A 24,882-nucleotide genomic window follows, 5' to 3' on the forward strand; every position below is an offset into this window, starting at 1 on the left:
CATAAGGGAGATATGCAACGTTGAGAACGGTTGTAATTTGTCGAGATACAACTTATTTTGTCGATTTGGTATTATTTTAGTCACATTTAATTTCAGACTAGACATTTGGAGAGGAGAGCATACTATTCCAATTCAAAAAAAACCACATGGATTAGATACTCCCATGTGGTTCGGTGTTAAAAACATTCACATTTTCCAATCCTTTAATAGAAAATGATTTACTAGACCTTCACAAATCACACTGCCCAACTCTACGAAGGTCTGATATAGTGCTTCAAACATGTTTGAAATTTCAGCCTTGGTCATTACTATAGAACTTGGTTTAGGTAACCAATCAGTGCGACTACTACAAGTGATTTTAATAAAATCCATATCATCTTCAAATAGTAGCCGTCTTTCAATTCCCTGTTCGAAAAAATCTAATTCGAAGGAATATATACCCACTCTTGTTCTCATTAATATATCCGGCACTTGTTCAATAATAGTACATAGATCCGTTCTGCAATCAACAGGCCAAACATCTTGCCCAAAACCACCAACAACGAATGATACAGATTGAGATATTTCAAACGCTCACATATACATGTTAAAACAACCAGCGAATCATCAAGTTCTAAATCAGGTATTAAGTATTCACTTTCAGGTATACTTTCCAATGGCTTCTCAAATGTTAACTTCATTTTGAAAATATATGGTCAGTCCTTTCAGTAGAATTTAAATTCAAACAGGGAGTTATATTTTCAACAAAGAAGATAATTTATCCAAATAGTCAGCTAGAACATATTTATTCATATTTGAATATTCATAAAAGTATTGGACATGTTTCTGTTTTTCAAGTAATTTATTACTCAGCTCTTTAATGAAAACCTGTTCTTTAATCAAACTTTCGGCAATCAATAAATCAACATATTCAGTAAGATCCATCTTATCTATGACTGCAAATAACTCTTGTTTCATCATAACTAAAAATTCTTTATCACAAGCTGGGATGAAAAATGCAGAAAAATAGTGTATAAAGCTCGAGTCCTTCTTGGATAGTTTAAGAAATGGGACAATACCTTCTCTTATTTCAATTAGTGTTTTTTGAATTTCTAACGCTTCTGATAATAGCTGAGAATTTTGCAACTCATCCAGTGTGTCAATCATAGCTGCAATATCTAAATCATTGTATTTTTCCATGTATTACAATCCTCCTTTCTTTTGCACCCATTTATCATAAGAGCCAAATATTTTTAACATTTCGGTAGTATAAGCATTCCAACTTCCTTGAATGTTATAATTGTACGAATCTCGTGCAGCATCTCCAGTATTCGGTCTTTGCGAAGCCCAATAAGTAAGTCTCCCATCTAAAGGCACAACTGAAACGTGATTCTTCCCGTCAATAATTGCTACAAGTAATCCAGAAGCATTAATATCTTCGGCCGTAGTTTCAATATAAGCACCAGAGGAAGGACGAGTTAATAAAAATGACAAACCTGTTGTCCCATCTTTTTCTCTAGGTGTCAAGTTCCATGGGCTATCACTCCCTAGTCTATAGATTTTTGTCGGTTCTTTTTTTTGCTTGTCATTATTTGGCTGAGATAAAGGCGGAGCTTTGGGTCTAGGATTTGATTCCGGTTTGTTACTATTATTACCACCTGGAATAACTTTTAGTTCTGGTTTTTTTGGAATGGATACACTCGGTACCTCTTTTGGAGCAGTAGCCCACTGATAAATCTTATACCCTCCATATACTAAAATACCTGCACCAGTAACAACAGCCAGTACCTCTCCAAACCCAGGAATTAAATATAGTCCTCCTGCTGCCATTGCTGAATGACCTGAAGGATCAATGTATTTCAAAGGGTTGTTTTCCACATACGTATACAAATTCAAACTCAGCGGATTATCAATCTGCCCCTCAACCGTATCCTCATTCAAAAACCGTCCCAGGCTTGGATCATAATACCGTGCCCGTAGGTAATACAGTCCGGTCTCCTCGTCATATAACTCTCCAGTATATTTGAAGGAATTAGAGATTTTCTCGTCCTGGCTGGTGATATTCCCCCACTCATCATAGGTATAGTTGTTCATGACGGTTCCGCTGGCATCTACGATCTGTACGACGTCACCGTGGCCATTGTACAAGTAGTAATAATCCTTAGCCGCCTTCTTGTCCTTCTTCACCAATACCCGATCGCCGCGCACAAAATTCGCTTGCTCTACAAAATCACCATTGACGAGTTTCTCTTCCGAGATGACTTGACCCTGGAAGTTGTAGTTCACCTGGGTCTGGATATTGCCCTTGGTCTTCATAGACCGCATTCCATCTGCATAGTACTGGAAGCTGGTGCTGGCTCCGCCCTTGGTGACGCTCGTTAAAGTATTCTGCAAATCGTAGGTGTAGCTGGTATCCGCAGAATCCAGGCTTACGGTACTTGTATCGGACAACGTTAGGCGGTTGCCCCGCACATCATAAGTATACGTCGTTTGTCCGCCGTCTGGGCGGCTGATGGAGATCAGCCGGTTCAGCGCATCGTAGGCGTAATTCGTTGTTTGGGCAGAGGCTCCGTTGCGCGATTCACTGACAGCGACCCGGTTCCCGTTGTTGTCATAACTGTAGCTGTAACTGGACAGGCTACTGCTCCCTTTGGTATTGGTCATCCGCTCCGTCCAGCCCAGTGCCGGGTTGTAGGTGTATTCTGTCTTCAGTGTGCTGCCATCCGTCAGGGTCGGATAGGTGATCGACTTCACTTGATCATTGCCGAAATAGGTGTACTGTGCATTAGCTGATGCTGCCCCAGTCACTGCGGCACTCCCGTTGGTCTGTACCTGAGTCACCCGTGACTGCTGATACGTATAGTTGGTGAAAAAGCCCATGTACTGGTCGCTAATCTGTGTCATTCTTCCCAGCACATCCACCTCGTTACCAATCGCTACGTAGTGGCTTCCAGAACGCCCATAGATCGAACGGGCTTGCCCCAAGCTATCGCTCGTCAACGTCTGGTAAGCCGTCTCCGCCTGATTGAGCAACGTTTGGATCGTCTGCTTCTTCGGACTTTCATCCCCCGTAATCATGACGGTCTCCAGCGTTTGGGCTACGTTGTTGATCTTCCCTTGTATCGTGCTCTTCTTCAGTTGACCCGCTTCATCGTACAGATACTCAAAGCTGCTTCCATTGCGGTCAGTTTTAGCCGCTAACTGCCCGGCACTGTTATATGTGTAGCTCTCGCTTTGTGAGGCACCATCCTGCTTGAGGCTAGGCAGACCCAACTCGTTATAGGTTTTGGTGTTTAGGGTTTGCGGAGTACCGCCTTTGGCTTGGATCGTAACCTTGGTGACTTGGCCGTTCCCGTCATAGCTATAGTTGGTCGTCTGATTCAGTGCGTCCTTCAGGGCAGTCAACCGGCCTAAGGTGTCATAACGGTAGCTAGTGGTTACTCCATCCTCGTTCAGATTATGATTCGGATCGGTATACCCCGTCACCTGTCCGACAATATTGTAACGATACGATTCGCTGATGGGCTGCTGCTTCGTTGGCCAGTCTTTATAGGTGGACGCAGACAACTTGTTTCCTTTAACATCATAGCTCTCCTGGACATAGTTCAGAGTCTGGCCAGTAGCCTGGTCCTGAATATAACTGGTCGCGGTACGAGACCCCAGATCGTAGTCGCTGACCATCACATCCCCACTCGGCGTTGTGGCCCGGTTCTGCCGGCCCCAGGCATCGTAGCTGGCAGTCAGTGTATTTCCTGCAGGATCGATGGAATAGACTGGACGTCCCTGGTCGTCATAATGATATTGCGTAAACATCCATTTTCTTGCATTTTCATCATAATGCTCTTCCAGCAAGGCGAGACCTAATCCGTCATACAACACATTTGCGTAAGTTTTCATATAAGATCCACTGGCAATATGAGTGACGGTTTTAATGGAATCCACCTTTAGCACCGGAGTATCCGCATTGACCGCATCAAAATACGGAGAAGTCTCTTTGTAGTAATTGTAGTCCACAACCTCCTGAATCTGCTGCCCCTTGGTGTTCGTCTTTATTGGATACGTTTCTTTTTTCAACCGCCCTGCACCATCGTATTCATAGGTAACAGTCTGGTTATTGGCTTCGGTTTTCTGAATGACTTGGCCATTGCCTTTATTGTAGACCATTTTGGTCGTAACGGCTTTTTCATCAGCAGTTCCGATATTGAACCATTGCTGTTGCTCTGTGGGATACGCATAGTTGTTCTCACTGCCATAGCGCACCACCGATTTAGCAACCCGCTGATCATTTGCCCACGTCTGGGCAACGGCCTGTTCCAGCTTGTTTTGTCCTTTGTCGTTCACATAGCTGTAGTCATACTTGGTTTGCTCGCCCTTGGCATTCGTTATCGTTGCTGGCCGGCCTTCTGTAGTGTAGATATAGGACTCTATCAGCGGAGCAGCATCATTTTCATCCTGGTACCACGATTTAGATGCCAGAAACTGATACGTAGGCTCAAAGGCATATGTGGTGGTGTAATGCTGTTTCAATGATGGATTGCCCACTTGTCCTGCGGTCAGCGGCTCGGTTTGGGCAACAACCATCCCATAGTCGTTATAGACCGTTTCGGAATAGAGACTATTGGCTGCACCGCCCGCGCCGTAGTCTGTAAGCGTCGACTTCGTTGGAGAGTAGATAAAGGTGGCATCGAATGCAGTGTTCTGAGATACCTTCCGCTCTCCATTCGCAGCAGCTGTTTCAGTTAGTATTAATCTTCCATCCCGGTCAAAGGTTTGGGTTGTTGCCAAGTTATTGCTCGCAGTACTGCTGATACTCTTGGCTGTGGTACCATAACGAAAATCATCGGGAAGATTCTTCGGGAAATGTTCAGGTAAGTTGCCCGTGTAATTGCCGTTATACTTGTAATCGATCTGGTTATAAACTTTATTGTTTACAATATCACTTCTTGACTCTATTTGGTAATCTCCTACTATATCGTAAGGTGCATAATGTCTTACTGTCGATTGATAGTTATACTTGGTCGTTGACCGGGGATAATCTATTTTTTTTAATAGAGCATAAAAATTTAAATCTTGCGGTCCATCGTAACCAACATCCGGTTTATATTTAGCAAATTTAAAGTCATAATCAAAAGTGGTAGTCTCGTCGTTATTTTCTATCGTCCATAAGTAAGCCATATTTATTGGACTAAGGTTATCATCTTTCCAGATCATGCTTTGGGCGACTCGCCATTTTTTTAATGTGACCTTTTTAACCTCCTTCTGCCCTTCATTCACACGAATAACTATGTTTTCCCCGTTAAATACTCCAGTTGTGTTCAGATTTCGATCATAACTAAATGTGACTTCTCGCCCGACGGTATCCGTAATGGATGAGAGTAATTTTACGTAATCTCCATTTAATCTTTCTGTTTCTAAATACTTAAATGTAATGGTGTTGCCAAATCTGTCTTGTATCCCAATAATATCTCCATTGTTCGAAAAATATTCTCTTCGCTGGTCCAAATATTCAACGCAATAACTTGATTTTTCCTGTCCGTTAGAAAAGTTATTACTATACAATAGCCGCATATTCCGACCAAAGTAGCCTACAAAGCCCGTGTACTGAGCTAATCCATAAACTTCATCCTCTTTAATAGTAGTTAAAAAAGTCCCGCCCTTTCCATCATGGTAAAAGACTCCTGGCCCGGTATATTGTAAAGAAGGAAACTGAAATGACCAGCCTGTGCCAATGTTGAATTTAGTCATATTGTAATTATTTAAGGATAAGTAAGGGCCATGAGTGGCGCTGGTATTCCATTTAAATTCAGCAATCTGACTGGATTTATACATGAGACCAATATCTAAATCAAGTCCATCCCGGCCGGGTAAATGGATTTGATTCTGTTTCCAGGTTAGAGCCCCGGAAATAGGATCTACGACTTCATTCGTCAGACTCCGGTCTTCATACTGACGTTTGTTCGTTTGATTAATTTGCGCCATTTTGTAACCATTAATGACATTGTCAACAGCCCTGTCGAAGGTGGTAACGCTTGAGGCCGCCCACTCCAATTGATCTTTACTGAATTTCTCCGCTTTTCCAAGTTCATCAAGATATACTTCCTGAGTTACTGTACGGAATGTTTGAGGGAGCAGGATGAGGTCTTGCAGATAGACATCTTTACTTACCGTAGGGTTCTCCAAGAACCCTGAGTGGCTGCCACTCTCTTGAGATTGGATCTCTTCCCATGCTATTCCTCCTTGATGCTGTTTCAAAAGTTCAAGTGGCATCAGGTCTGGACGATCCAACTGAAGCAGATTGATCCAATATACATCTTCCTTTGAAGCTCCCGCTGCTATCAATTGTTCAATATCTTTTTGCTTTAAATCCTTAGATGATGAGGTCAGGGATTTCTGCTGCATCTGCTTTTGAAGAGTGGGCGACTGGAGCAGGAAGGAGGTATCCAATATTCCCTGTTTCTCTAAGGTTTTCAGTTTAAGCAGGGGGATGACCGACATCTCCTCCGGGCCATAGACTTCCTGAACTACCGGAAGTTTCGCCTCAACCGGGGGAGTTTCCGGGAATAATGGTGGTCTTGACGTCAGCTCTGCTGGTCTTGCTGTAGGTTCAAGCTCTGCAGAACGTTCACTGATAGAACTTGGCACTGGCGACGCACTTGGGCTTGGCGTGAGACTTTCTTGTGAGACCGCTCGCTCTTTAGAGCTACTGCTGGCCCCCTTTGCAGCCACCGTTGAATTCATTGGAGGAATACAGGATAGAAGCATGGTGGTGGCTAGTAGAGTGGTTATGAAGGGCTTGATCTTTTTCGTAAATTTCAATATAAACTCTCCTGTCAATATGAAATAGAAATAATAGTTTGTGTAGAAATCAATTGGTTCGAACCCGTTTTTTAATCAGATTCCCATTCGCGTCATAGTCATAGTAAACGGTCTGCCCTGAAGTAAGCTTTACCGATTGAAGTCTTCCAGAAGAGTCATAAGTATAGGTATTGGTTTTAGAAGGATCAATAACCGTAACCGACTTCACCAACGTTTCTCCAAACCAGGTCACGTATTCCTGCAGCATTCCCCAATCGGTTATATAGGTTCCTGGTACAGCAGGAGCTGTCATTGTAAAAGCAAAAGTATATTCTTCACCCGGTCTAATAATGGTCCCGGGAGGCAAATAATAACGTCCTTGTGCAAACGGGTCATTGTCCCCTGCCGCCCCTAATCGGTACATTCCTGGAGCAGTCCCCTCCTCATACCAGGAGGTCTCTCCCTCATTGCGCATGGTAACAGTCACATTATAGGACTGTCCTAATTCCATGGTAGAAGGAATCGAATGTGTGACCACCCTCGCGTTCCGCGTCCCCTCTACAACTTGGACATTTTTCGTGAAAGTCTGACCGAACCAGGTGACCCCGTCATGAACCATTCCCCAATCGGTCATATAGGCTCCCGTCTCAGCCGGCGCCTGCATGATAAAAGTAAAGCTTTGCACCTCTCCTGGTTTCACTCTTCTTCCATCAGGAATAATTTGCCGGGTATTGGCAAATGGATCTTGGTCCCCTGCACCGCCTAAACGATACCACTCTTCAGGTGACCACGTATCTCCGCCATCGTTGCGGAAGGCCAGAGTGACTGGATACTTATGCCCTTTGGCCATGACAGACGGGATATTCTCATACATCAATGTGGCCGAACTGGATGGTATCGATGAGACAACAGAGACATTCACGGTCACCGTATCTCCAAACCACTCGACATTCTCCTTCACCATTCTCCAATCAGTAATGTAGCTTCCCGTTGTAGTTGGAGCTGTCATAGTGAACGAAAATGTGATGGTTTGTCCTGGAGAGACAATTTGTCCATTAGGGATAAACTTCCTCCCATAAGAAAGCGGATCGCTGTCCCCCACATCACCCAGCCGAATTAGATTTTGCTCTGACCAGACTTCTGAACTATCATTACGGACCGTCACACTCACTGGATATGTAACTCCCGCTTGCATCATCGACGGAATCGTGTGGTGTAGAATGGCCGCCCCTCTGCCTGAAGCATGAGTTGTTGAAGGAACCAGCACCGCCGGGAAACTAAGCAGCAAGATGAACAATAGACTGATTTTATTCCAATACTTTTGCATATTACCTCCGTCTTTACCTAGTTCATTCTTTAGTAAAAGTAATCTTATCTACTACAAAAGTGCCTCCTGATGGAGAATCACTGTGAAAATGAATTCTAGCGGACACAGACCCTGCTGGTGGTTTTAATATTTCGCTTACTGTAGTCCATGCATTTAAACTATTTACATCCGCCAATGTCACTCCACTGATCAACTTTCCAGATGCATTAAAGTAGTTAACAATTACTTTTACTGTTTTGCCGGGTCCATCACTGATATTAACAAAACCGCTCAATTTGTAATTTGAACCTGGTACTATAGCTACTTCCTGATATATTCCACCTATACCAGTGATAACAGCTTTTTGCGCTTGAACCCCGGAAAACACAGTCGCAGCAGTCAATTGATAATCACCATAAGCTCCATATTTTTCCCAACCATCCGCTACACCACCTATTTGAGATCCCTCAAAATCCCCGTTAGCCAGCATATTTCCATCTTTACTCTTTTTAAAATTCATCATGTCTACTACGAAATTGCTCCCTTGAAGGGATGTTGTATGAACATGTATCCTTGCTACCGCTGCTCCATTTGGAGTTTTGATAGTTCCACCAATGGTAGTCCATACATTTAAAGTGTTAATATCCCCAAGACTTAACCCACTGATTGCCTTCCCGGAATTGTCAAAAAAATCTATGATTAGCTTTACCGATCCATCTTTCGAATCACTTATGTTTACACGGCCATTTACGTCATACAAGGTATTCCCGCTAATCATCACATCTTGATACATTCCGCCAGGACCCGTCATCGATAGACTCTGGGACTGTTTGCCGGAAGTAACCCTTGACTTTGTAAGCTGGTATTCTCCGAAAGCCCCATATTTCGCCCATCCATCAGCAACACCGGCGATCTGGGAAACTTCAAAGTCCCCATTTGCTAACATATTTCCGTCCATACTTTTTTTCAGAGTAAACATATCTACCAATACTGCACTGCCAGAAGATGAATCTACTTGAATATGGATACGTGCTATCCGGGCGTTCAACGGTGTTTTTAAGGTCTCGCCAGCAGTAGTCCACTTTTGTGATGCTCTCACTTCAGCAATGCTTGTACCACCAAGCATTTCTCCTGAAGCATTAAAATAATTAACGATGAGTTCTACCTTTCCACTTAACAAACTTTCTGTGTTTATTCGGCCGTTGAGGTCATATAGTGTATTCCCATTTACAGCTACATCCTGATACAAGCCTCCTATATTTGTCATCGTAAGCTTTTGAGAGTGTGTACCAGAAGTTACATTGGAGGATACAAGCTCATATTCACCAAAGGCTCCATATTTTCTCCAGCCATCCCCTACTCCATCTATATGAGATAACTCGAAATCTCCATTTTCCAGCATATTACCGTATGTACTCTTATACATTGATACCATATCAATTAATAAGGTAGCCCCAGAAGATGAGTCCAAGTGAAAATGCAACCTTGCCATTGTTGTTCCTTTTGGAGTTTTTACTGCCCCTCCGATCGTGGTCCATGCATTTTGAACACTTATTTCAGCAAAAGTATCATCACCAATAAAATTACCAGAAGCATTATAATAATCCACCTTCATCGTTGCGGTTCCACTATCTTTAACGCTTAGATTTATTTGTCCTTTTAATTCGTATACGGTTTCATCAACTACTTTTATATCTTGATATAGCCCTCCTATCCCGTTAGTTATTATCTTTTGAGCTTGTTTTCCACTTGCAACTGCCGTAAACTCCATTTCTCCCTTGGGCTGTTGATAGCCAGGACCATTGTAAGTGTTCCAGTATTTCGCAATTCCGCTACTCTCATCAGACAATTCGAAATTTCCATTTCTTATAAAATTACCATTTGAATTCTTCCTGATTAAATTTCCGTTTAAATCATAAAAATAATCAATAGCATTACTCACAGACTTCATTGATTCTAATTGTCCATTATTGTTATAAAAATATTCGTAATCATCGGCATAGGCATTATGAGGCAAAATAATCATTAAAACCAAAGTTAAAATAACTAATGCTATATTTCGCAATACGTTCAACTCCAAAATATGAATTTTTCACTCAGCTCCTTCAAGCTCAACTTCCATTTATTATTCGGATCAGATTCCCGTTAGCATCATATTCGTAACGGAAGATACTACCATCTGAGAGACGCATAGAATTGAGTCGGCCATTGGAATCATAAAGATACTCCACCGGAGAATAGGTAGGGTATGGCAGATATAGCTGGGACTGTGGGACAATCTCCTTCATTTGGTGCTCACTGGACCACGATAAGCCAAAGGACGCCCCACCATCATTCTCAAAATATTCAACCCTAATCTCATAATTCTGCCCTTCCAACAGATAAATCGGAAGACTCGTTAATTCACTGGCCTGAGGAATCCATTTATCAATAAGCAACTGACCATTTACCCATAAGCGAACACCATCATCTGAATTCGCGTAGAATGTGTATGTCCCGCTAGATGAAGGGCGGATTAACCCCTGCCATCTGACTGAGAATTTATCTGCTGCCATGCTCGAATCTGGAGACTCATTTCCCCATCCGAAACTCAACACTCCATCTGTGCGTGTTAGCTTCAGATCAGTCAAATTTATGTTGCCGTAATAGTCGCCTTTCAGACCCACACCTGAGCTCTCAATTGGCGGATTTAACTGACTTTGGGGAACAAACTCCTTCGCTTGGGTAGGACTCTCCCATAATAGTCCAATCGCTGCTCCGCCCAGGTTCTCGAAATACTCAATCTGTATGTCGTATTGATTACCTGCAACCAATGGGATAGAACTGCTGCGGAATTGATCTGACTGGTTAACCCAACGATTGAGAATAAGTTTGCCGTCTATCCATAAGCGCACCCCATCGTCAGCATTAAGATAAAAGGTATAGGGCTCACTGTACCTTGGCTTAATGGTTCCAGTCCATCTGACAGAGAAGGTATTCGGCCCGATCTGGCTGTCCGGCGAACCCTCTATCCAATTGAAGTTAACGGTTGCATCGGTACGGGTCAGCTTTAACCCATTCATCTCCAGATTATCGTAATATTCACCTTTTAACCCTACCCCTTGGACCTCCGGCAGATAATGCAATTGACTTTGCGGCACCACCTGTTTCACTTGACTGGCACTTGACCACTGTAATATTGCAGATGCTCCCCCGCTGTTCTCGAAATACTCCAGCCGGATGTCATAGTTGTGCCTTGTGGTTAAGGTAATGGGCTGGCTTGTCAGTTCACCAGCTTGGGTTATCCACTTATCAAGGATTAAGCGGCCATCCACCCATAATCTGACCCCATCATCCGCTATTACCTGGAATGTATATGCTTCGCTATATTTGGGTTGAATAGAGCCTGTCCACCTTACCGAGAACGTATCCGGTCCAATGGAGGCACCAGGCGAGCCTAGTCCCCAGTTGAAATTTACGTTGGCATCTGTACGTGTCAGCTTAAGACCGGTAAGGTTGATATTGTCGTAGTACTCCCCTTTAAGACCCACTTGAGACGATTTTACAGGTGGAGTAAGCTGTGTCTGCGGCACGACCTGTTTCACCTGACTGGCACTTGACCATTGCAATATCGCTGTTGCTCCCCCGCCATTCTCGAAATATTCTAGACGGATATTATAGTTTTGCCCGGCACGAAGTGTAATGGGTAGACTTGTCAGTTCACTGGCTTGGGGTACCCACTTATCTAGGATCAGGCGGCCATCCACCCATAGCCGCACACCATCATCCGCTATTACCTGGAATGTATACGCTTCGCTGTATTTGACCAGAATTGAGCCTGTCCATCTTACCGAGAACGTGTCCGGTTCAATAGAGGCATCGGGTGATCCAACTCCCCAATTGAAATTTACGTTGGCTTCAGTCCGCGTTAGCTTATGACCAGTAAAGTTGATATTGTCGTAATACTCTCCTTGTAGCCCGCTGGTACCAGCCGCCGCTGCAACAGAATTACTTTTGTCTGGGGAATACACTAAGCTTTCTCCTGCATAATGAATTAATGTGAATACGACGAAGGATAGCAGTAATCGTTTTAGTATTTTCAATCTGGCCATTCTCCTCTCCATGTGTAATAAATTAGAATCTTCAATCCACGATAGTCTTCACCATATTCCCGTTCCTGTCATATGAATACCGCACCACACTATTATCAGGGGTTCTGACCTGCATTAATCTTCCACTACTATCATAGCGATACGTTGTTAACTGCCGGACGATAATATCATCTATGGAAATTGCTCCGCCATTGCGGACACCCCAGGTCAAGTAATAATTATCCTGCTCTCCAGTAGTGAAAGTAACCGTCTTCACTCCGCGTGATCCGCTACCCTCGTTCCAGCTTGTCCAGTTCAGGACTTCAACATTGTCCATCCCCCGCGCCAGAAAATAAAAATGCCGGTTAGAATTTTCAGGCTCCATATCAATCGATTTATAAGCAAAACTCACCGTATACGTGGTGTTCTTCTGGAACTTCAACCGGCTGGAATCACTCACCATCAGATTTGCCCATTCTATCGTTTGTGGAGAATTCAGGTATGCCGAATACATTCCGTTCACTACTTTGGCTGGATCATTGGTGAGAATGCCGGATGCAGGTATATAATCCGTTCCACTATAGGTGCCTCTCTCCAAAGATTCACTATCTTTATGAATTGTAATATCGTCTAGCGAAATCGCCCCACCCCCACGAATTCCCCAGATCAGATAGTAATTATCCTTGTTCCCGGTCGTAAACGTGACACTTTTTCTCTTGGTGATTCCGCTGCCTTCATTCCATGTGGTCCAGCCTTTATCCTCTTGGTCATCCATGCTTCTCGCCAGAAAATAAAAGTAGCGCCCATTATTCATTGGGTCCATATCCATCGGCTTGTATGAAAAGGTTACGGTATAGGTCGTATTCTTTTCGAAGCGGTATGTATTCGGATCTGTGGTGAGAATAGTCTTCCATTCCTCATTCTGTTGGGACGCAAGATAGGCGGAATATTGCCCGCTGATGACTTTTTCCGGGTCCTTGGTAATTACACCAGAGCCTGCCGTAAACTGGGTATCGGTAAATGTACCTTTTTCGAAAGATTCACTTACCTTTGTAATCTCAATATCATCAATTGACAGTGCTCCTCCTGAATGGATTCCCCAAATCAGATAATAATTTTCTTTATTAGCAGTAGTAAAAGTCACCGTACGGCTTCCCCTGGTCCCATTCGCGTCATTCCAAGTGGTCCATCCTTTGTCTTGTGTATTATCAGTACTCCTTGCCAAGAAATAGAAGTACCGATTGCTGTCTACAGGCCCCATATCAACAGATCGATATGAAAAAGTGACTTGGTATGTTGTGTTTTTTTCAAACTTCACTTTTTGGGCATCCGTGTAAGAAAATTCTTTCCAGTCCTCGCTCCGCGCTGAACTCAGAAAAGCCGAGTATTGTCCACTCACATTTTGGTTTGGATCACTAGTAATATGACCGGACCCCGGTAAAAAATCGGTTTGATTGTAGGTCCCCTTTTCAAAGGTTTCGCTTTGCGTTGAGATTGCTTTGACAATCTGAATATCATCAATTGCCAAGCTCCCGCCAGCATGAATCCCCCAAATCAAGTAATAGTTCTCCTTGTTTCCGGTAGTAAACGTCATCGTCCTGATCCCTGTATTTCCGCTGGCATCATTCCAGGAAGTAAAGCCCTTATCCTCCTGACCATCCGTACTGCGGGCAAGAAAATAGAAAAAACGGTTGGAATCCAGCGGTTGCATATCAATGGATTTATACGAAAACGTTACCTGGTATGTAGTGTTCTTCTCAAATTTAACTTGATTTGAATCGGTATAGTTAAACTCCTTCCAGACGTCCGACTGAAGTGAACTCAGCAGTGTTGAATATTTCCCATTTACCACTTTTTGCGGATCTCTTGTAATCGTTCCCTGAATGGGCAGGTAGTTCGTCCCCGCATATGTGCCGTGTTCAAAGGACTCGTTGGCCACTATAATATTCTCTGAAGCGGAAACCCTGCTTGGACTAAATAAAACTGTGAAAATCACAAAACAGATAAACAAACTGTAAACGGAATATTTGACGCTTTTCAACAAATCCACTCTCCCCCAATAAACTTCCTCACCCATCATAAGGGAGTTAACCAACGTTGAGAATGGCTGTATTTTGTCGAATTATAACTTTTTTTGTCGATTTAGTAATATTTCAGCCACATTTAGATTTACACAAATCTTTATGGGGAGAAGGCTCATATACTTGCATTAAAAAAACCACATGGAGTGGATGCTCACATGTGGTTCGGTATTAAGTTTGATTATCCATACAAAATAAACTCTCATCGCTTAAGCCATGGTAGCTGGCCATGAATAGCTCTTTCGGGCATACTTCAGTGCCTCAGACACTATATAGGGCACTGTACTTCTTATATTAACCTGAATTTCGAAAGTGAATTAAACAAATCCAGATAGGAAAAGGGATAGACCTAGTTTTTCCTTCACCCATTTGGTGCAAGCTGTTTCTAGCAAGAAATCCCTTAGTGTAGTGCCTTATTGATGATTTGTGGATGCTTACTTTCGAAATTCAGGATTAATTCTGATTTGGGTAAGGTTATGTATTTAAATGTTTTATAACCCTTTATTTTCTATCAGTTAGTTTCCGGTCCAAAATATATGGTATTTGCCCAAAAGCCATATGTCTTATGGTAACTCATATCATATTCTTCATCAAAAGGACTTTTCCAGAAATCATTAACTCTACCCCATGCCTCTTCCTCGCTTATATTAAATAACTGAATCATCTCTATCACAATGCATTCACAAAATTCTTGCGCTTCTTTTGTTGTTGCTAAGCTAAATTTCTCCATTTTCTCTCTCCTTTAATATAATTATTAATTTTCAAATCCAGCAAAACCTTTAAACAACCAAACAGCCATTTTTGTAGAACGAATCGCAATTGGTTTCCCTTTGGGAATTGGTGTCTCACCTTTACGAACATCGCCTGAATTTGCTACAAATGGACCAGCTACATAATCATAATTGTCTGTTAAATTCCATTGTCGCCCCAGAGTCACGTACCGCTCCCAGTTTCCATTAGCTGATTTAATAACCAATCCCTTAAAGAGCGAAAATTCTTTGGCATCAACAGTAAATTTCATTACAAGTCCAGCATCACCCAATAATTTTCGCGCCCATACTTTTGCTTGTGCTGGATCACTAGTCACGTAAAAAACTTGGCCAAAATCAAGCTCATCACTTCCATACGTTACATGCGGAGCTTTGAATAAAGAAGGTAGCACCATACTCATACGGATAGCCCACAAAAAAGAAACCTTGAACGGCATGAAGCCAATCAAGGTAGGAAATGATTATTTCTTTGATAACAAATCTCTAATATAAACTGCACAGCTTTCAGTTTTGTAATGGAGATCTACTAAGTCACATTCAGTTCTTACAATTGGTTTATCCCAATCAAAATCTTTAATAATATAAATAATAAATTTATTAATTCCATTATACCATCCAATGTCTAAGATGAAATTATCAGGATAATTTACTTTAAACATATCTTCCTTTAATCCATCATCGTCAAAATCAAGCGGTTTATTAATATCGATATCAAAATCATCGTATGTCACTTTACCGGGATAGAAACTTATTTTCTCGAACATCTTTATGCCATTCTCCTTATTTTATATACTTTTTATACTCTTGTGGTGTTATTGGATGACTATGAATAGTTCCATCTGGACTTATTTCCACCCTAATATAAGGAGTTTCTATACCACTTTTAGCACCAATAATATCATCAAATTCATACACAACCCAAGGCTTTCCATTATTAACAAAGACACCTTGTTTCAATGCCTCTCTTTCAAGTTTCTCAACATTTGTCCCGTACTTAAATTTTGCAGGTCCACTTTTCGTTGACTCAACAACATTTTTCCAAGTAACATTTTTTTTGGCAAAATGCTTTGCATCATAAATTATGAACTTAAACTTGACATCACCCATTACCTCATCCATGACTTGAGAAGCTTTCATCTTACTAAAGCCATGCGATTGCATTAATGCAAACAATGCTAGTTCTTGTTCTTTAGTTTGGGGAGTGAAATTTTTTGAGTAAGTATTATAACCTTTATAATAATCAGCATCTCTTTCTGTGTACACTTTGTCCCAAGCATAGGTCCATAGACCAAAGGTGAGATCATCCGAAACACCATTTAAGAAACCAGAGAGTTTATCTAACCAGTCATGACCTGTAGGATCTTTCCGAATCAAAGGATTATTCCCCACATACGTATAAAGGTTTTGACTCAAAGGATTATCAATCTGCCCCTCATACGTATCCTCATTTAAAAACCGCCCCATGCTCGGATCATAGTAGCGGGCACGCAGGTAATACAGTCCGGTCTCCTCGTCATACACCTCTCCAGTATATTTGAAGGAATTAGACGTTTTCTCATCTTGGCTGGCGATATTCCCCCACTCATCATACACATAGTTGTTAACAACCTTACCTGTGGTATCTACGATCTGTACCACATCACCATGTCCATTGTACAGGTAATAATAGTCTTTGACAGTGTTGTCCTTGACGTTCTTGTCCTTCTTCACCAATACCCGATCGCCGCGTACAAAATTCGCTTGCTCTACAAAATCACCATTGACGAGTTTCTCTTCCGAGATGACTTGACCCTGGAAGTTGTAGTTCACCTGGGTCTGGGTATTACCTTTGGTTTTCATAGACCGCATTCCATCTGCATAGTACTGGAAGCTGGTGCTGGCTCCGCCTTTGGTCACACTCGTTAAAGTATTTTGCAGATCATAGGTGTAGCTGGTATCCGCAGAATCCAGGCTTACGGTACTCGTATCGGACAACGTTAGACGATTGCCCCGTACATCATACGTATACGTCGTTTGGCCACCGTTCGGGCGGCTGATGGAGATCAGCCGGTTCAGCGCGTCGTAGCTGTAATTCGTTTTTTGAGCAGCGGCTCCGTTGCGTGATTCGCTTACAGAGATCCGGTTCCCGTTGTTGTCATAGCTATAGTTGTAACTGGACAGGCTTCCGCTTCCCTTAGTATTTTCCATCGATTCCGTCCAGCCGAGTGCTTTGTTGTACGTATATGTGGTTATTAACTGGCTTCCATCCGTCAGTGTCGGATAGACAATCCGGTGAATCTGATTATTCGCATAATAACTGTACTGGGCATTTACAGAAGGGTCGCTATTTAAGGTCGAGCTTCCATTCGTCTGAACTTTGTCCAGCCGTTCCTTCTGGTATTGGTAATTTGCAGAGAACCCCATATAGTTGTCTGTAATCTGTTTCATTCGCCCTAAGACATCGAGTTTGTTACCAATCCATGCGGTATGTGCACCCGACTGTGAATATAAACTGCGTAACTGCCCCAGACTATTCTGGGTTTGGGTATGTGAAGCGGTCTGTACCCCATTCATAAAGGCGATGACCGTTTGTTTATCCGAGCTACCATCGCCGTAAATCATTTTGGTTTCCTGTGTTTGCGTTACATTATTAATATTTCCTCGAATCGTGCTTGTTTTCAGCTGACCGCTTTCGTCATATACATACCCGAATGAACTGCCGTTACGGTCGGTTTTGGCGGCCAATTGCCCCAGATTATTATACGTGTAGCTCTCACTCTGCGAGGCACCATCCTGCTTGATGCTAGGCAGCCCCAGTTCGTTATAGGCCTTGGTGTTCAAGGTTTGCGGAGTACCACCTTTGGCTTGAATCGTAACCTTGGTTACTTGGCCGTTCCCGTCATAGCTGTAGTTCGTTGTCTGGTTCAAGGCATCCTTCAGGCTGATTAACCGGCCTAAAGCATCATACGCAAAGGAGGTAGTTACCCCATCTTCATTCAGATTGTGATTAGGGTCAGTATACCCTGTAACATTCCCCATAATATCGTACCGATATGATTCGGCGATCCGTTGCTGATTTGTTGGCCAATCCTTGTAGGTAGCCGCTGACAGCTTGTTCCCCCAAGGATCATAGCTCTGCTCTACGTAATTCAGCTTTTCTTCGTTAGTATGATCCTTAATATAACTAGTGCTGGTACGCGTTTTGAAATTGTAGTCGCTGATCATCTGATCATCATTGGCATTGTTGGCACGGTTCTGACGGCCCCAGCCATCATAGCTGGCGGTAAGCGTATTTCCCGCGGGATCGATGGAATATACCGGCCGGCTCCATTCATCATAATGGTATTGCGTTTGGGTATACCTTTCTACATTAGGATCATATCGTTCTTCGAGCAGAGCTTGTCCCAGTCCATTGTAAAACACAATACCGTACGTCTTGACAGTGTTTCCATTAGAGGTTTGGGTCACACTGTGAATGGTGTCAACAACGAAACTTTTCGTTCCGGCATTGACAGCATCATAGTTTGTAGAGACTTGATTATTTGTGTATTTATACTCTTCCGTCTCACTGTAGCTTATTCCGTTAGTATTCGTATAATTGGGTTTCGTAATCTTCAACAATCTGCCTAGCTCATCATAAACATAACTTCTAGTTTGATTATTCCCATCCGTTTCACGAACAAGCTTGCCCAAACCCAGATCATACCCCATTGTTTTGCTTATGATTTGCTGAGCCGGTTGACCAATATCAATATAATCCTCTTGCTTTGTTGGGTAAGCATACCCGGTTTCTGCTCCAAAAGTCGTTGCGGTTTTACGGGCTATCATGCCCCCCGCTGTCTTAAGAATAGCAGTCATCTTATGGAGGCTACCCGATCCATCCCCTGCGTTCTCATAGACATACTCTGTCGCTTCACCCAACGGATTCATCGTATTTTGTAATCTGCCTTGAGCAGTGTAACTATACGTTTGGCTTTTTGGAACGGAATCACTCTCATTTTGATACCTAGACTGCGAAGCGATAAAATGAAAGCTCGGATCATAGGTATAACGAGTCGTGTACTTTTCTTTTAGAGCCACATCATTTCGTTGTACCACATTCAATGGAACCGTTTGAGAAGTTACATACCCTAGAGCATCATAGCTTATGTCTGTAAATAGTTGATTGGGATTGGGATCCGCATCTCCTTGATACTCTAGCTGCTCTATAGAAGTAGGGGTATACTTGAAATTGGGTTGGAATCCTGTGTATCGTTCCACCTTGCGTTCTCCTGCATTTGCTCCCGCAAGAATTGTTTCATCCACTGATACCATTTGCCGTTCATGATTATATGCGGTTGTCACTTTCTCGATTTGTTGTCCGGATTTGTCTAATTGAATGGCCGCACTGGAAAAGGTATATCCATCAGGAAGTACCATTTCGTTTCCTTTTTCCACTAGTAATGTCGGAAAACCCGAATAATCCCCATTATATTCATAATTGATTCTATTGTTAATTTCTTGCACGCCATTTTGTTTTAAAATCACATCATACCGGCTCATAATTCGGCTTTGCTCGATTAAGCCTTCATTCCCAAGATTATGCACCGCTTTCTCCGGTACATACACGGTCTCAGAGGTAGAATTATACTTTACTTTTGTTAAAATAAGATTGGCTGTATACGTCGAATACATGGACGGAATGCTACGATGATAATAATCAAAATTATACATGGCCCCCTGATAATTAAATTCTGTGACGACTTTCCCTTCTATATCAATTTTCGATAGGGCTGAAAGCATTTCTCCAGTTGAGGACATGAATAGATTATCTTGCGTATACGTGATCCTTTGCACGGCACGTTGGCTCGGATCTTTCACCGTAACAATAAGAGACTCTAAAACTGGTTTTGTAGGTGTCGAGTATACATAGTCAAATTCCAGGGTCCGTCCGATCGTATCCGTTATTTTTTTAAGTGCCCGTTCTCCATTCGTTCCCTCTAACATACCGTATTCATAAGTTATCTTATTTCCAAATCGATCTACTTTTTGGTATAACTCTCCGTAGTTACTCGGCCAAGTATCACGCATCGTATAGTATTCTCGTGAATGATCCGAACGTTCGACATAGAGTTCTTCATTCTGCGAAGAATAATATACTTTAGCGTCTCCTTTTTGATAATCTTTTAAATTCAGAAGACTGTATCCATCTGCTCCAAATTCATTTGTTTGCCTAAGTTCATAGACTCCTCCTTCCCCATCATGATAATAGATTTGACTATTGTCCGTATCAACATAGGGAATTCGGAAGGACCATCCCAGTCCCAACTGATTTCGCCTCAGATTATATTCATAAATTTCCCTGGTATTCACAGGAGTTCCATACTCATTGGTGGCATTAGGAAGATAAGGACTGGCTTGATTGGAACTGTATACGACCCCCAGATTCAAGTCAAGGCCATCACGTCCAGGAAGTGAGAGTTGATTACTTTTCCAGGTTAAGGTTCCTGTAGCCGGATCGATTGCTTCATTGGTTTCGTAATGATCAGAATATTGTTCTTTAAAGGTCTGATTAATCACTTTCATTCCATTGCCATTAAGTAGACTTGCAATATTCTGGTTTAGTTTATATAGAACACGCTGAGGAAGATCCGAATCTGTCTCGTTATATACCGCATCGATAATACTTGCACGCTCTCTATGTAAGGAGAACGTACCAGATTCTATTGGATATACGTCTTCTGTTACAGTTTTTGAACTGGATGAACCTGACATCTTCGTTGTTAAACTGGCTTCAAGCTCAACCCAAGACATTGATTTCAGTTGTTGTTCTTCCCAAAGCTTCAGAGGAGGCATATCTAATAGATCTTGTAAAAAAGCTATCGCGTACATATCTTTGATACGAGCACCGTCTGCAGCAAGTTCTTCGACAATCTCTGTACTCAAATAAGGTTCTTGGATGCTTCCAAACTGCTCACTATAATGAAGAGCGAGCAGGCGAAGCTCTGGCTCCTCTTCTAAGATGTTAAAAGGTTTAGGGGGAGTAGGATTTCCGTCTTCTGTTAAATATACATCTTTCATGACGGAAGCCTCGGAAACCGTCTGCTTGTAGGAGAAATCAGTCCGCTCTTTGAAATCTACTGAAGGTGCAGTTGGCTGAGGTTCAGGTCTTTTAGAAAACTCTGGACTTGGTGTAGCAGAAGGTGTGGGAACAGCAGCAACTTTTGAAACCGCAGGTGAGTTTTGTGCCCCTTCAGCATATGCTGATCCTTGCAAGGGAGGAAATGAGCTCCATACTAAGGAAATAGATAAAATAATAATCAACCAGCGATTGAGTGACGATTTAGTTCTCATGGATGAGTTCTCCTGTCGTAATATATTTGATTAAACTATTGCAAAGTATAATTTATAGATGGAGTCCATTTGGTAGCATCGTACCCATAATTACCATTTTGGTTGACGATAAAATAGATGGAGTCTCCCTTTGTCACATTAACATTAATGTCTGTTGTCACTCCTATGGCATCATCACCTTTTATACTTTGCCAGCCATTTGAAGGCCACACTTGTGTATTGTTCTTCATTATCTTTACACGAACTCCATCCCCTTGCAGGTTAACCGGGTGTTTGGCTACCCTTCCTGCGATACGTATAGAACCGGTTTGGGGCACAATCCATTTAAGCACAGCATCATTACCTTCTGGATGCATCCAATCCTTGCTGACGATGTTCCAGTTTTGTTCCCCTCTCCATCTTAATTCAGCCGGGTCCCATGTCATGTCCTTATACTGGGTTCCATTCCATTGTTGGTAGTACCAGTTGTTCTTTCCCTGCTCAGGGCCAAATGCGGATGCCATCTTCTCAATATAGGCAATCGACGGATTCCATTTAGTCCCATCATAGAGCTGATCACCATTCTGGTTGACAACAAAATAGAGGGAGTCCCCCTTTGTCACATTAATATTCAGGTTCGCCGTCACTCCGATAGCATCATCGCCTTTTATACTTTGCCAACCTGCTGAGGGCCAGATTTGTGTACTGTTTTTCAAGATTTTCACTCGAACCCCATCCCCTTGCAGATTAACCGGATGTTTGGCTACCCTCCCTGAGATACGAATGGAACCGGTTTGGGGGGCAACCCATTTAAGCACAGCATCATTGCCATCCGGATGCATCCACTCCTTACTGACAATATTCCAGATTTGCTCCCCTCTCCATCTTGATTCAACCGAATCCCATGTCATGTCTTTATACTGGATTCCGTTCCATAATTGGTAGTACCAGTTGTTCCTTCCCTGCTCAGAGCCAAATGCTGTTGAAGCTTTTTCAATATATGTAATTGACGGTGACCATTGAGTGGCATCATATCCTATGGTTCCATTTTGATTAACAATGAAATAGATAGAGTCCCCATTGGTCACATTAATGTTTACGTCCGTTGTCACTCCGATCGCATCATCACCTTGTATACTCTCCCAACCTGTTGAGGGCCAAACTTGTGTGGTGTTCTTCATAATCTTTACGCGAACTCCATCCCCTTGCAGATTAACCGGATGTTTGGCTACTCTTCCTGCGATACGTATGGTACCCGTTTGAGGCGCAACCCATTTAAGCACGGCGTCATTGCCATCCGGATGCATCCATTCCTTGCTGACGATGTTCCAGTTTTGTTCCCCTCTCCATCTTGATTCAACCGGGTCCCATGTCATATCCTTGTACTGGACTCCGTCCCATAGCTGGTAGTACCAGTTGTTCTCTCCCTGTCTGGAACCGAAGGCTGTCTGCAATTCAAAATACGGTTCTCCAGAATTCTTAGATACTAGATTTCCATTGTTATCGTAGAAGTAGCGTTCCGTCTCTCCGGTCAATTCACTTTTTTGTGCCAATCTACCATTAGCATCATAATAGTAGAAGGTAGCGGCAGACGCAGAATTCAAAATAGTGAAAGAAAGCATTAAGAGAACAACTGTAAAAACAAATGGATTTGCAGATAAAGATTTTCGCATTAGACTCCTCGATTCTTAGGTTAAATTAGATACTCTTGTACTTGTATGATTAGGATTTATTGATCCCGAACTCACTAAGTTGAAAATAAAAACCTCCGTTATCATCGGTACCCAGTTTGGTCGCATATACACGTACATACCGTGCCAAAATGGGAGCATTGAAGGTGAACGTTTTAATATTCCCATTGTTAACATAGCCGGTGTAAGACTGTCCCTTTACGTCTGTCCAAACTTTACCGTCTATGCTGCTCTGTATTTTAAAATCAACCGGAAAACCCAATGTTGCTCTTGGAATCAGTTGAATGCCAGCAATTTTTTGGAGCATACCGGAATCTACAGCTACCCACTCTGTACTTGTTGACGGATAGCGCGCAATACTTGACCACATGGTTGAAGTGTTTTGGTCTACCAGCCTTGATGCGGACCAGCCATTCAGTGCAGAAGAGACAGATACGGTTGACAATTTGACCTTAATCTCAGCAAGCTGGAAATAGTATCCTCCATTGTCATCCGTACCAAGCTTGGTAGCATATACCCTTATAAAGCGGTCAATAACAGGAGCATCAAAGTTGAACGTTTGAACAGATCCATTGTTGACATATCCTGTGTAGGACTGCCCCGGGATATCTGTCCAAGTCTTAGCATCGCTACTGCTCTGTATTTTAAAGTCAACCGGAAAGCCCAATGTTCCCCTTGGATATAAATGAATTCCTCCTATCATCTGAATACTCCCAGAATCTACAATGATCCACTCTGTACTCAACGCTGGATAACGCGCTACACTTGACCAGGTTGTTGTAGCATTCTGATCCACGAGTCTGGACGCAGGCCAGCCGTTTATTTCAGAAGACACTGCTACAGTTGACAGATTGACCTTAATCTCAGCAAGCTGAAAATAGTATCCCCCATTGTCATCCGTTCCAAGCTTGGTAGCATAAACCCTTACATAGCGGTCAATGACAGGAGCATCAAAGTTGAATGTTTGTACAGATCCATTGTTGATATAACCTCTGTAGGCCTGTCCCGGGATATCTGTCCAAGACTTAGCATCACTACTGCTCTGTATTCTAAAATCTACCGGAAATCCCAATGTTCCTCTTGGATATAGCTCAACTCCTCCTATCATCTGTATGCTCCCAGAATCTAAGACGATCCATTCTGTACTCTCAGCCGGATATCGCGCTATGCTTGACCAGGTTGTTGTAGCATTCTGATCTACCAGTCTGGACGCAGGCCACCCCCCAGTTGTGGATGAAGTCGCAACCGTAGAAGGCTTAATCTTAATTTCAGCAAGCTGGAAATAAAATTGTCCGTTATCGTCCTTTCCCAACTTCGTGGCATATACTCTTATGTATCTTGCAATTACCGGTGCTTCAAACTGAAAAGAATGAGTCGAACCGTCATTGACAAAATTGCTGTAGGTCTGACCAGGGAGATCTGTCCAAGCCACTGCGTCGTCACTAGACTGTATTTTGAAGTTTACCGGAAAAGACAGCTTCCCCCTTGGAGTTAATTCGACTCCGCCTACAATACCACTTTTGCCTAGGTCAGCAGCTACCCATTCCATATCGCCTTCGTTACCTCTATTTACACTTGACCATACTGTTGCCGAATTGTTGTCCCTAAGTTTGTAAGGCTCCCAGCCCTCTATACTAGAAGAAGTAAAAACAGTGTATCCTGTAGAAGCAATCTTTCGTTTGAGATTCCCGTTACGGTCATATACATAATAGAAACTATTGTTGTTTGAATCTATTGTGTAATCTAGTCTGCTCCCCCCAGAATCATAATGATAGATTGTCGTGTTAAGATTATTAGATGATTCAGCATTCACAGAGATGGAGGTTAAAATAAGAATTAAAAACATCAAACCCATTATTTTATAGCCTTTCATTTCAATCTCTATCCTCTCTTAAATTA

13 protein-coding genes are annotated in these 24,882 nt (G+C 42.6%); all 13 read right to left on the reverse strand.

Going from position 1 to position 24,882, the window contains the following annotated elements:
- Nucleotides 1-186 precede the first annotated feature (186 nt).
- The 13 genes from J2Z70_RS25215 to J2Z70_RS25275 all read right to left on the reverse strand — a co-directional run bounded on the left by J2Z70_RS25215 (nt 187) and on the right by J2Z70_RS25275 (nt 24,856).
- Nucleotides 187-372, reverse strand: a complete 186-nt coding sequence (locus J2Z70_RS25215) for a hypothetical protein (RefSeq protein WP_209877749.1) — start codon at nt 370-372, stop codon at nt 187-189.
- A 360-nt stretch (nt 373-732) separates the two neighbouring features.
- Entirely contained in the window at nt 733-1,179 is a 447-nt protein-coding gene (locus J2Z70_RS25220; protein WP_209877752.1) for a hypothetical protein, read from the reverse strand.
- A gap of 3 nt (nt 1,180-1,182) precedes the next feature.
- Nucleotides 1,183-6,795: an RHS repeat domain-containing protein gene (locus J2Z70_RS25225; RefSeq protein ID WP_209877754.1), complete on the reverse strand. Its 5,613-nt coding sequence runs from the start codon at nt 6,793-6,795 to the stop codon at nt 1,183-1,185.
- Between the two features lie 49 nt (nt 6,796-6,844).
- Nucleotides 6,845-8,101: an NBR1-Ig-like domain-containing protein gene (locus J2Z70_RS25230; protein WP_209877756.1), complete on the reverse strand. Its 1,257-nt coding sequence runs from the start codon at nt 8,099-8,101 to the stop codon at nt 6,845-6,847.
- Between the two features lie 22 nt (nt 8,102-8,123).
- Nucleotides 8,124-10,154, reverse strand: a complete 2,031-nt coding sequence (locus J2Z70_RS25235; RefSeq protein WP_209877758.1) for a carbohydrate binding domain-containing protein — start codon at nt 10,152-10,154, stop codon at nt 8,124-8,126.
- Between the two features lie 37 nt (nt 10,155-10,191).
- Nucleotides 10,192-12,162 carry a PA14 domain-containing protein gene (locus tag J2Z70_RS25240; protein WP_209877760.1) on the reverse strand — a complete coding sequence of 657 codons (1,971 nt, stop codon included), beginning with the start codon at nt 12,160-12,162 and terminating at the stop codon, nt 10,192-10,194.
- Between the two features lie 40 nt (nt 12,163-12,202).
- Nucleotides 12,203-14,191 (reverse strand): RHS repeat domain-containing protein, encoded by a 1,989-nt coding sequence (locus tag J2Z70_RS25245; RefSeq protein WP_209877762.1) that lies wholly within the window; start codon nt 14,189-14,191, stop codon nt 12,203-12,205.
- Between the two features lie 551 nt (nt 14,192-14,742).
- Nucleotides 14,743-14,961 carry a hypothetical protein gene (locus J2Z70_RS25250; protein ID WP_209877764.1) on the reverse strand — a complete coding sequence of 73 codons (219 nt, stop codon included), beginning with the start codon at nt 14,959-14,961 and terminating at the stop codon, nt 14,743-14,745.
- A gap of 24 nt (nt 14,962-14,985) precedes the next feature.
- Nucleotides 14,986-15,438: a DUF3990 domain-containing protein gene (locus tag J2Z70_RS25255; RefSeq protein WP_209877766.1), complete on the reverse strand. Its 453-nt coding sequence runs from the start codon at nt 15,436-15,438 to the stop codon at nt 14,986-14,988.
- Between the two features lie 24 nt (nt 15,439-15,462).
- Nucleotides 15,463-15,765 carry a hypothetical protein gene (locus J2Z70_RS25260; RefSeq protein WP_209877768.1) on the reverse strand — a complete coding sequence of 101 codons (303 nt, stop codon included), beginning with the start codon at nt 15,763-15,765 and terminating at the stop codon, nt 15,463-15,465.
- A gap of 16 nt (nt 15,766-15,781) precedes the next feature.
- Nucleotides 15,782-21,313 (reverse strand): RHS repeat-associated core domain-containing protein, encoded by a 5,532-nt coding sequence (locus J2Z70_RS25265; protein ID WP_209877770.1) that lies wholly within the window; start codon nt 21,311-21,313, stop codon nt 15,782-15,784.
- Between the two features lie 35 nt (nt 21,314-21,348).
- A complete protein-coding gene (locus J2Z70_RS25270) occupies nt 21,349-22,965 on the reverse strand; it encodes an RHS repeat domain-containing protein (RefSeq protein ID WP_209877772.1) in 1,617 nt (538 codons plus the stop codon).
- Between the two features lie 49 nt (nt 22,966-23,014).
- On the reverse strand, nt 23,015-24,856 hold the full coding sequence (locus tag J2Z70_RS25275) for a discoidin domain-containing protein (protein WP_209877774.1): 1,842 nt from the start codon (nt 24,854-24,856) through the stop codon (nt 23,015-23,017).
- Nucleotides 24,857-24,882 lie beyond the last annotated feature (26 nt).

It is taken from the genome of Paenibacillus silagei (assembly GCF_017874735.1).
Lineage (GTDB): Bacteria > Bacillota > Bacilli > Paenibacillales > Paenibacillaceae > Paenibacillus_AQ > Paenibacillus_AQ silagei.

Bases quoted from the DNA above. Each gene is read 5' to 3' on its own strand.
- J2Z70_RS25270 (WP_209877772.1), bottom strand. From the start codon at position 22,965: ATGCGAAAATCTTTATCTGCAAATCCATTTGTTTTTACAGTTGTTCTC.
- J2Z70_RS25215 (WP_209877749.1), bottom strand. From the start codon at position 372: ATGGATTTTATTAAAATCACTTGTAGTAGTCGCACTGATTGGTTACCT.
- J2Z70_RS25260 (WP_209877768.1), bottom strand. From the start codon at position 15,765: ATGTTCGAGAAAATAAGTTTCTATCCCGGTAAAGTGACATACGATGAT.
- J2Z70_RS25255 (WP_209877766.1), bottom strand. From the start codon at position 15,438: ATGCCGTTCAAGGTTTCTTTTTTGTGGGCTATCCGTATGAGTATGGTG.
- J2Z70_RS25265 (WP_209877770.1), bottom strand. From the start codon at position 21,313: ATGAGAACTAAATCGTCACTCAATCGCTGGTTGATTATTATTTTATCT.
- J2Z70_RS25250 (WP_209877764.1), bottom strand. From the start codon at position 14,961: ATGGAGAAATTTAGCTTAGCAACAACAAAAGAAGCGCAAGAATTTTGT.
- J2Z70_RS25220 (WP_209877752.1), bottom strand. From the start codon at position 1,179: ATGGAAAAATACAATGATTTAGATATTGCAGCTATGATTGACACACTG.
- J2Z70_RS25230 (WP_209877756.1), bottom strand. From the start codon at position 8,101: ATGCAAAAGTATTGGAATAAAATCAGTCTATTGTTCATCTTGCTGCTT.
- J2Z70_RS25275 (WP_209877774.1), bottom strand. From the start codon at position 24,856: ATGAAAGGCTATAAAATAATGGGTTTGATGTTTTTAATTCTTATTTTA.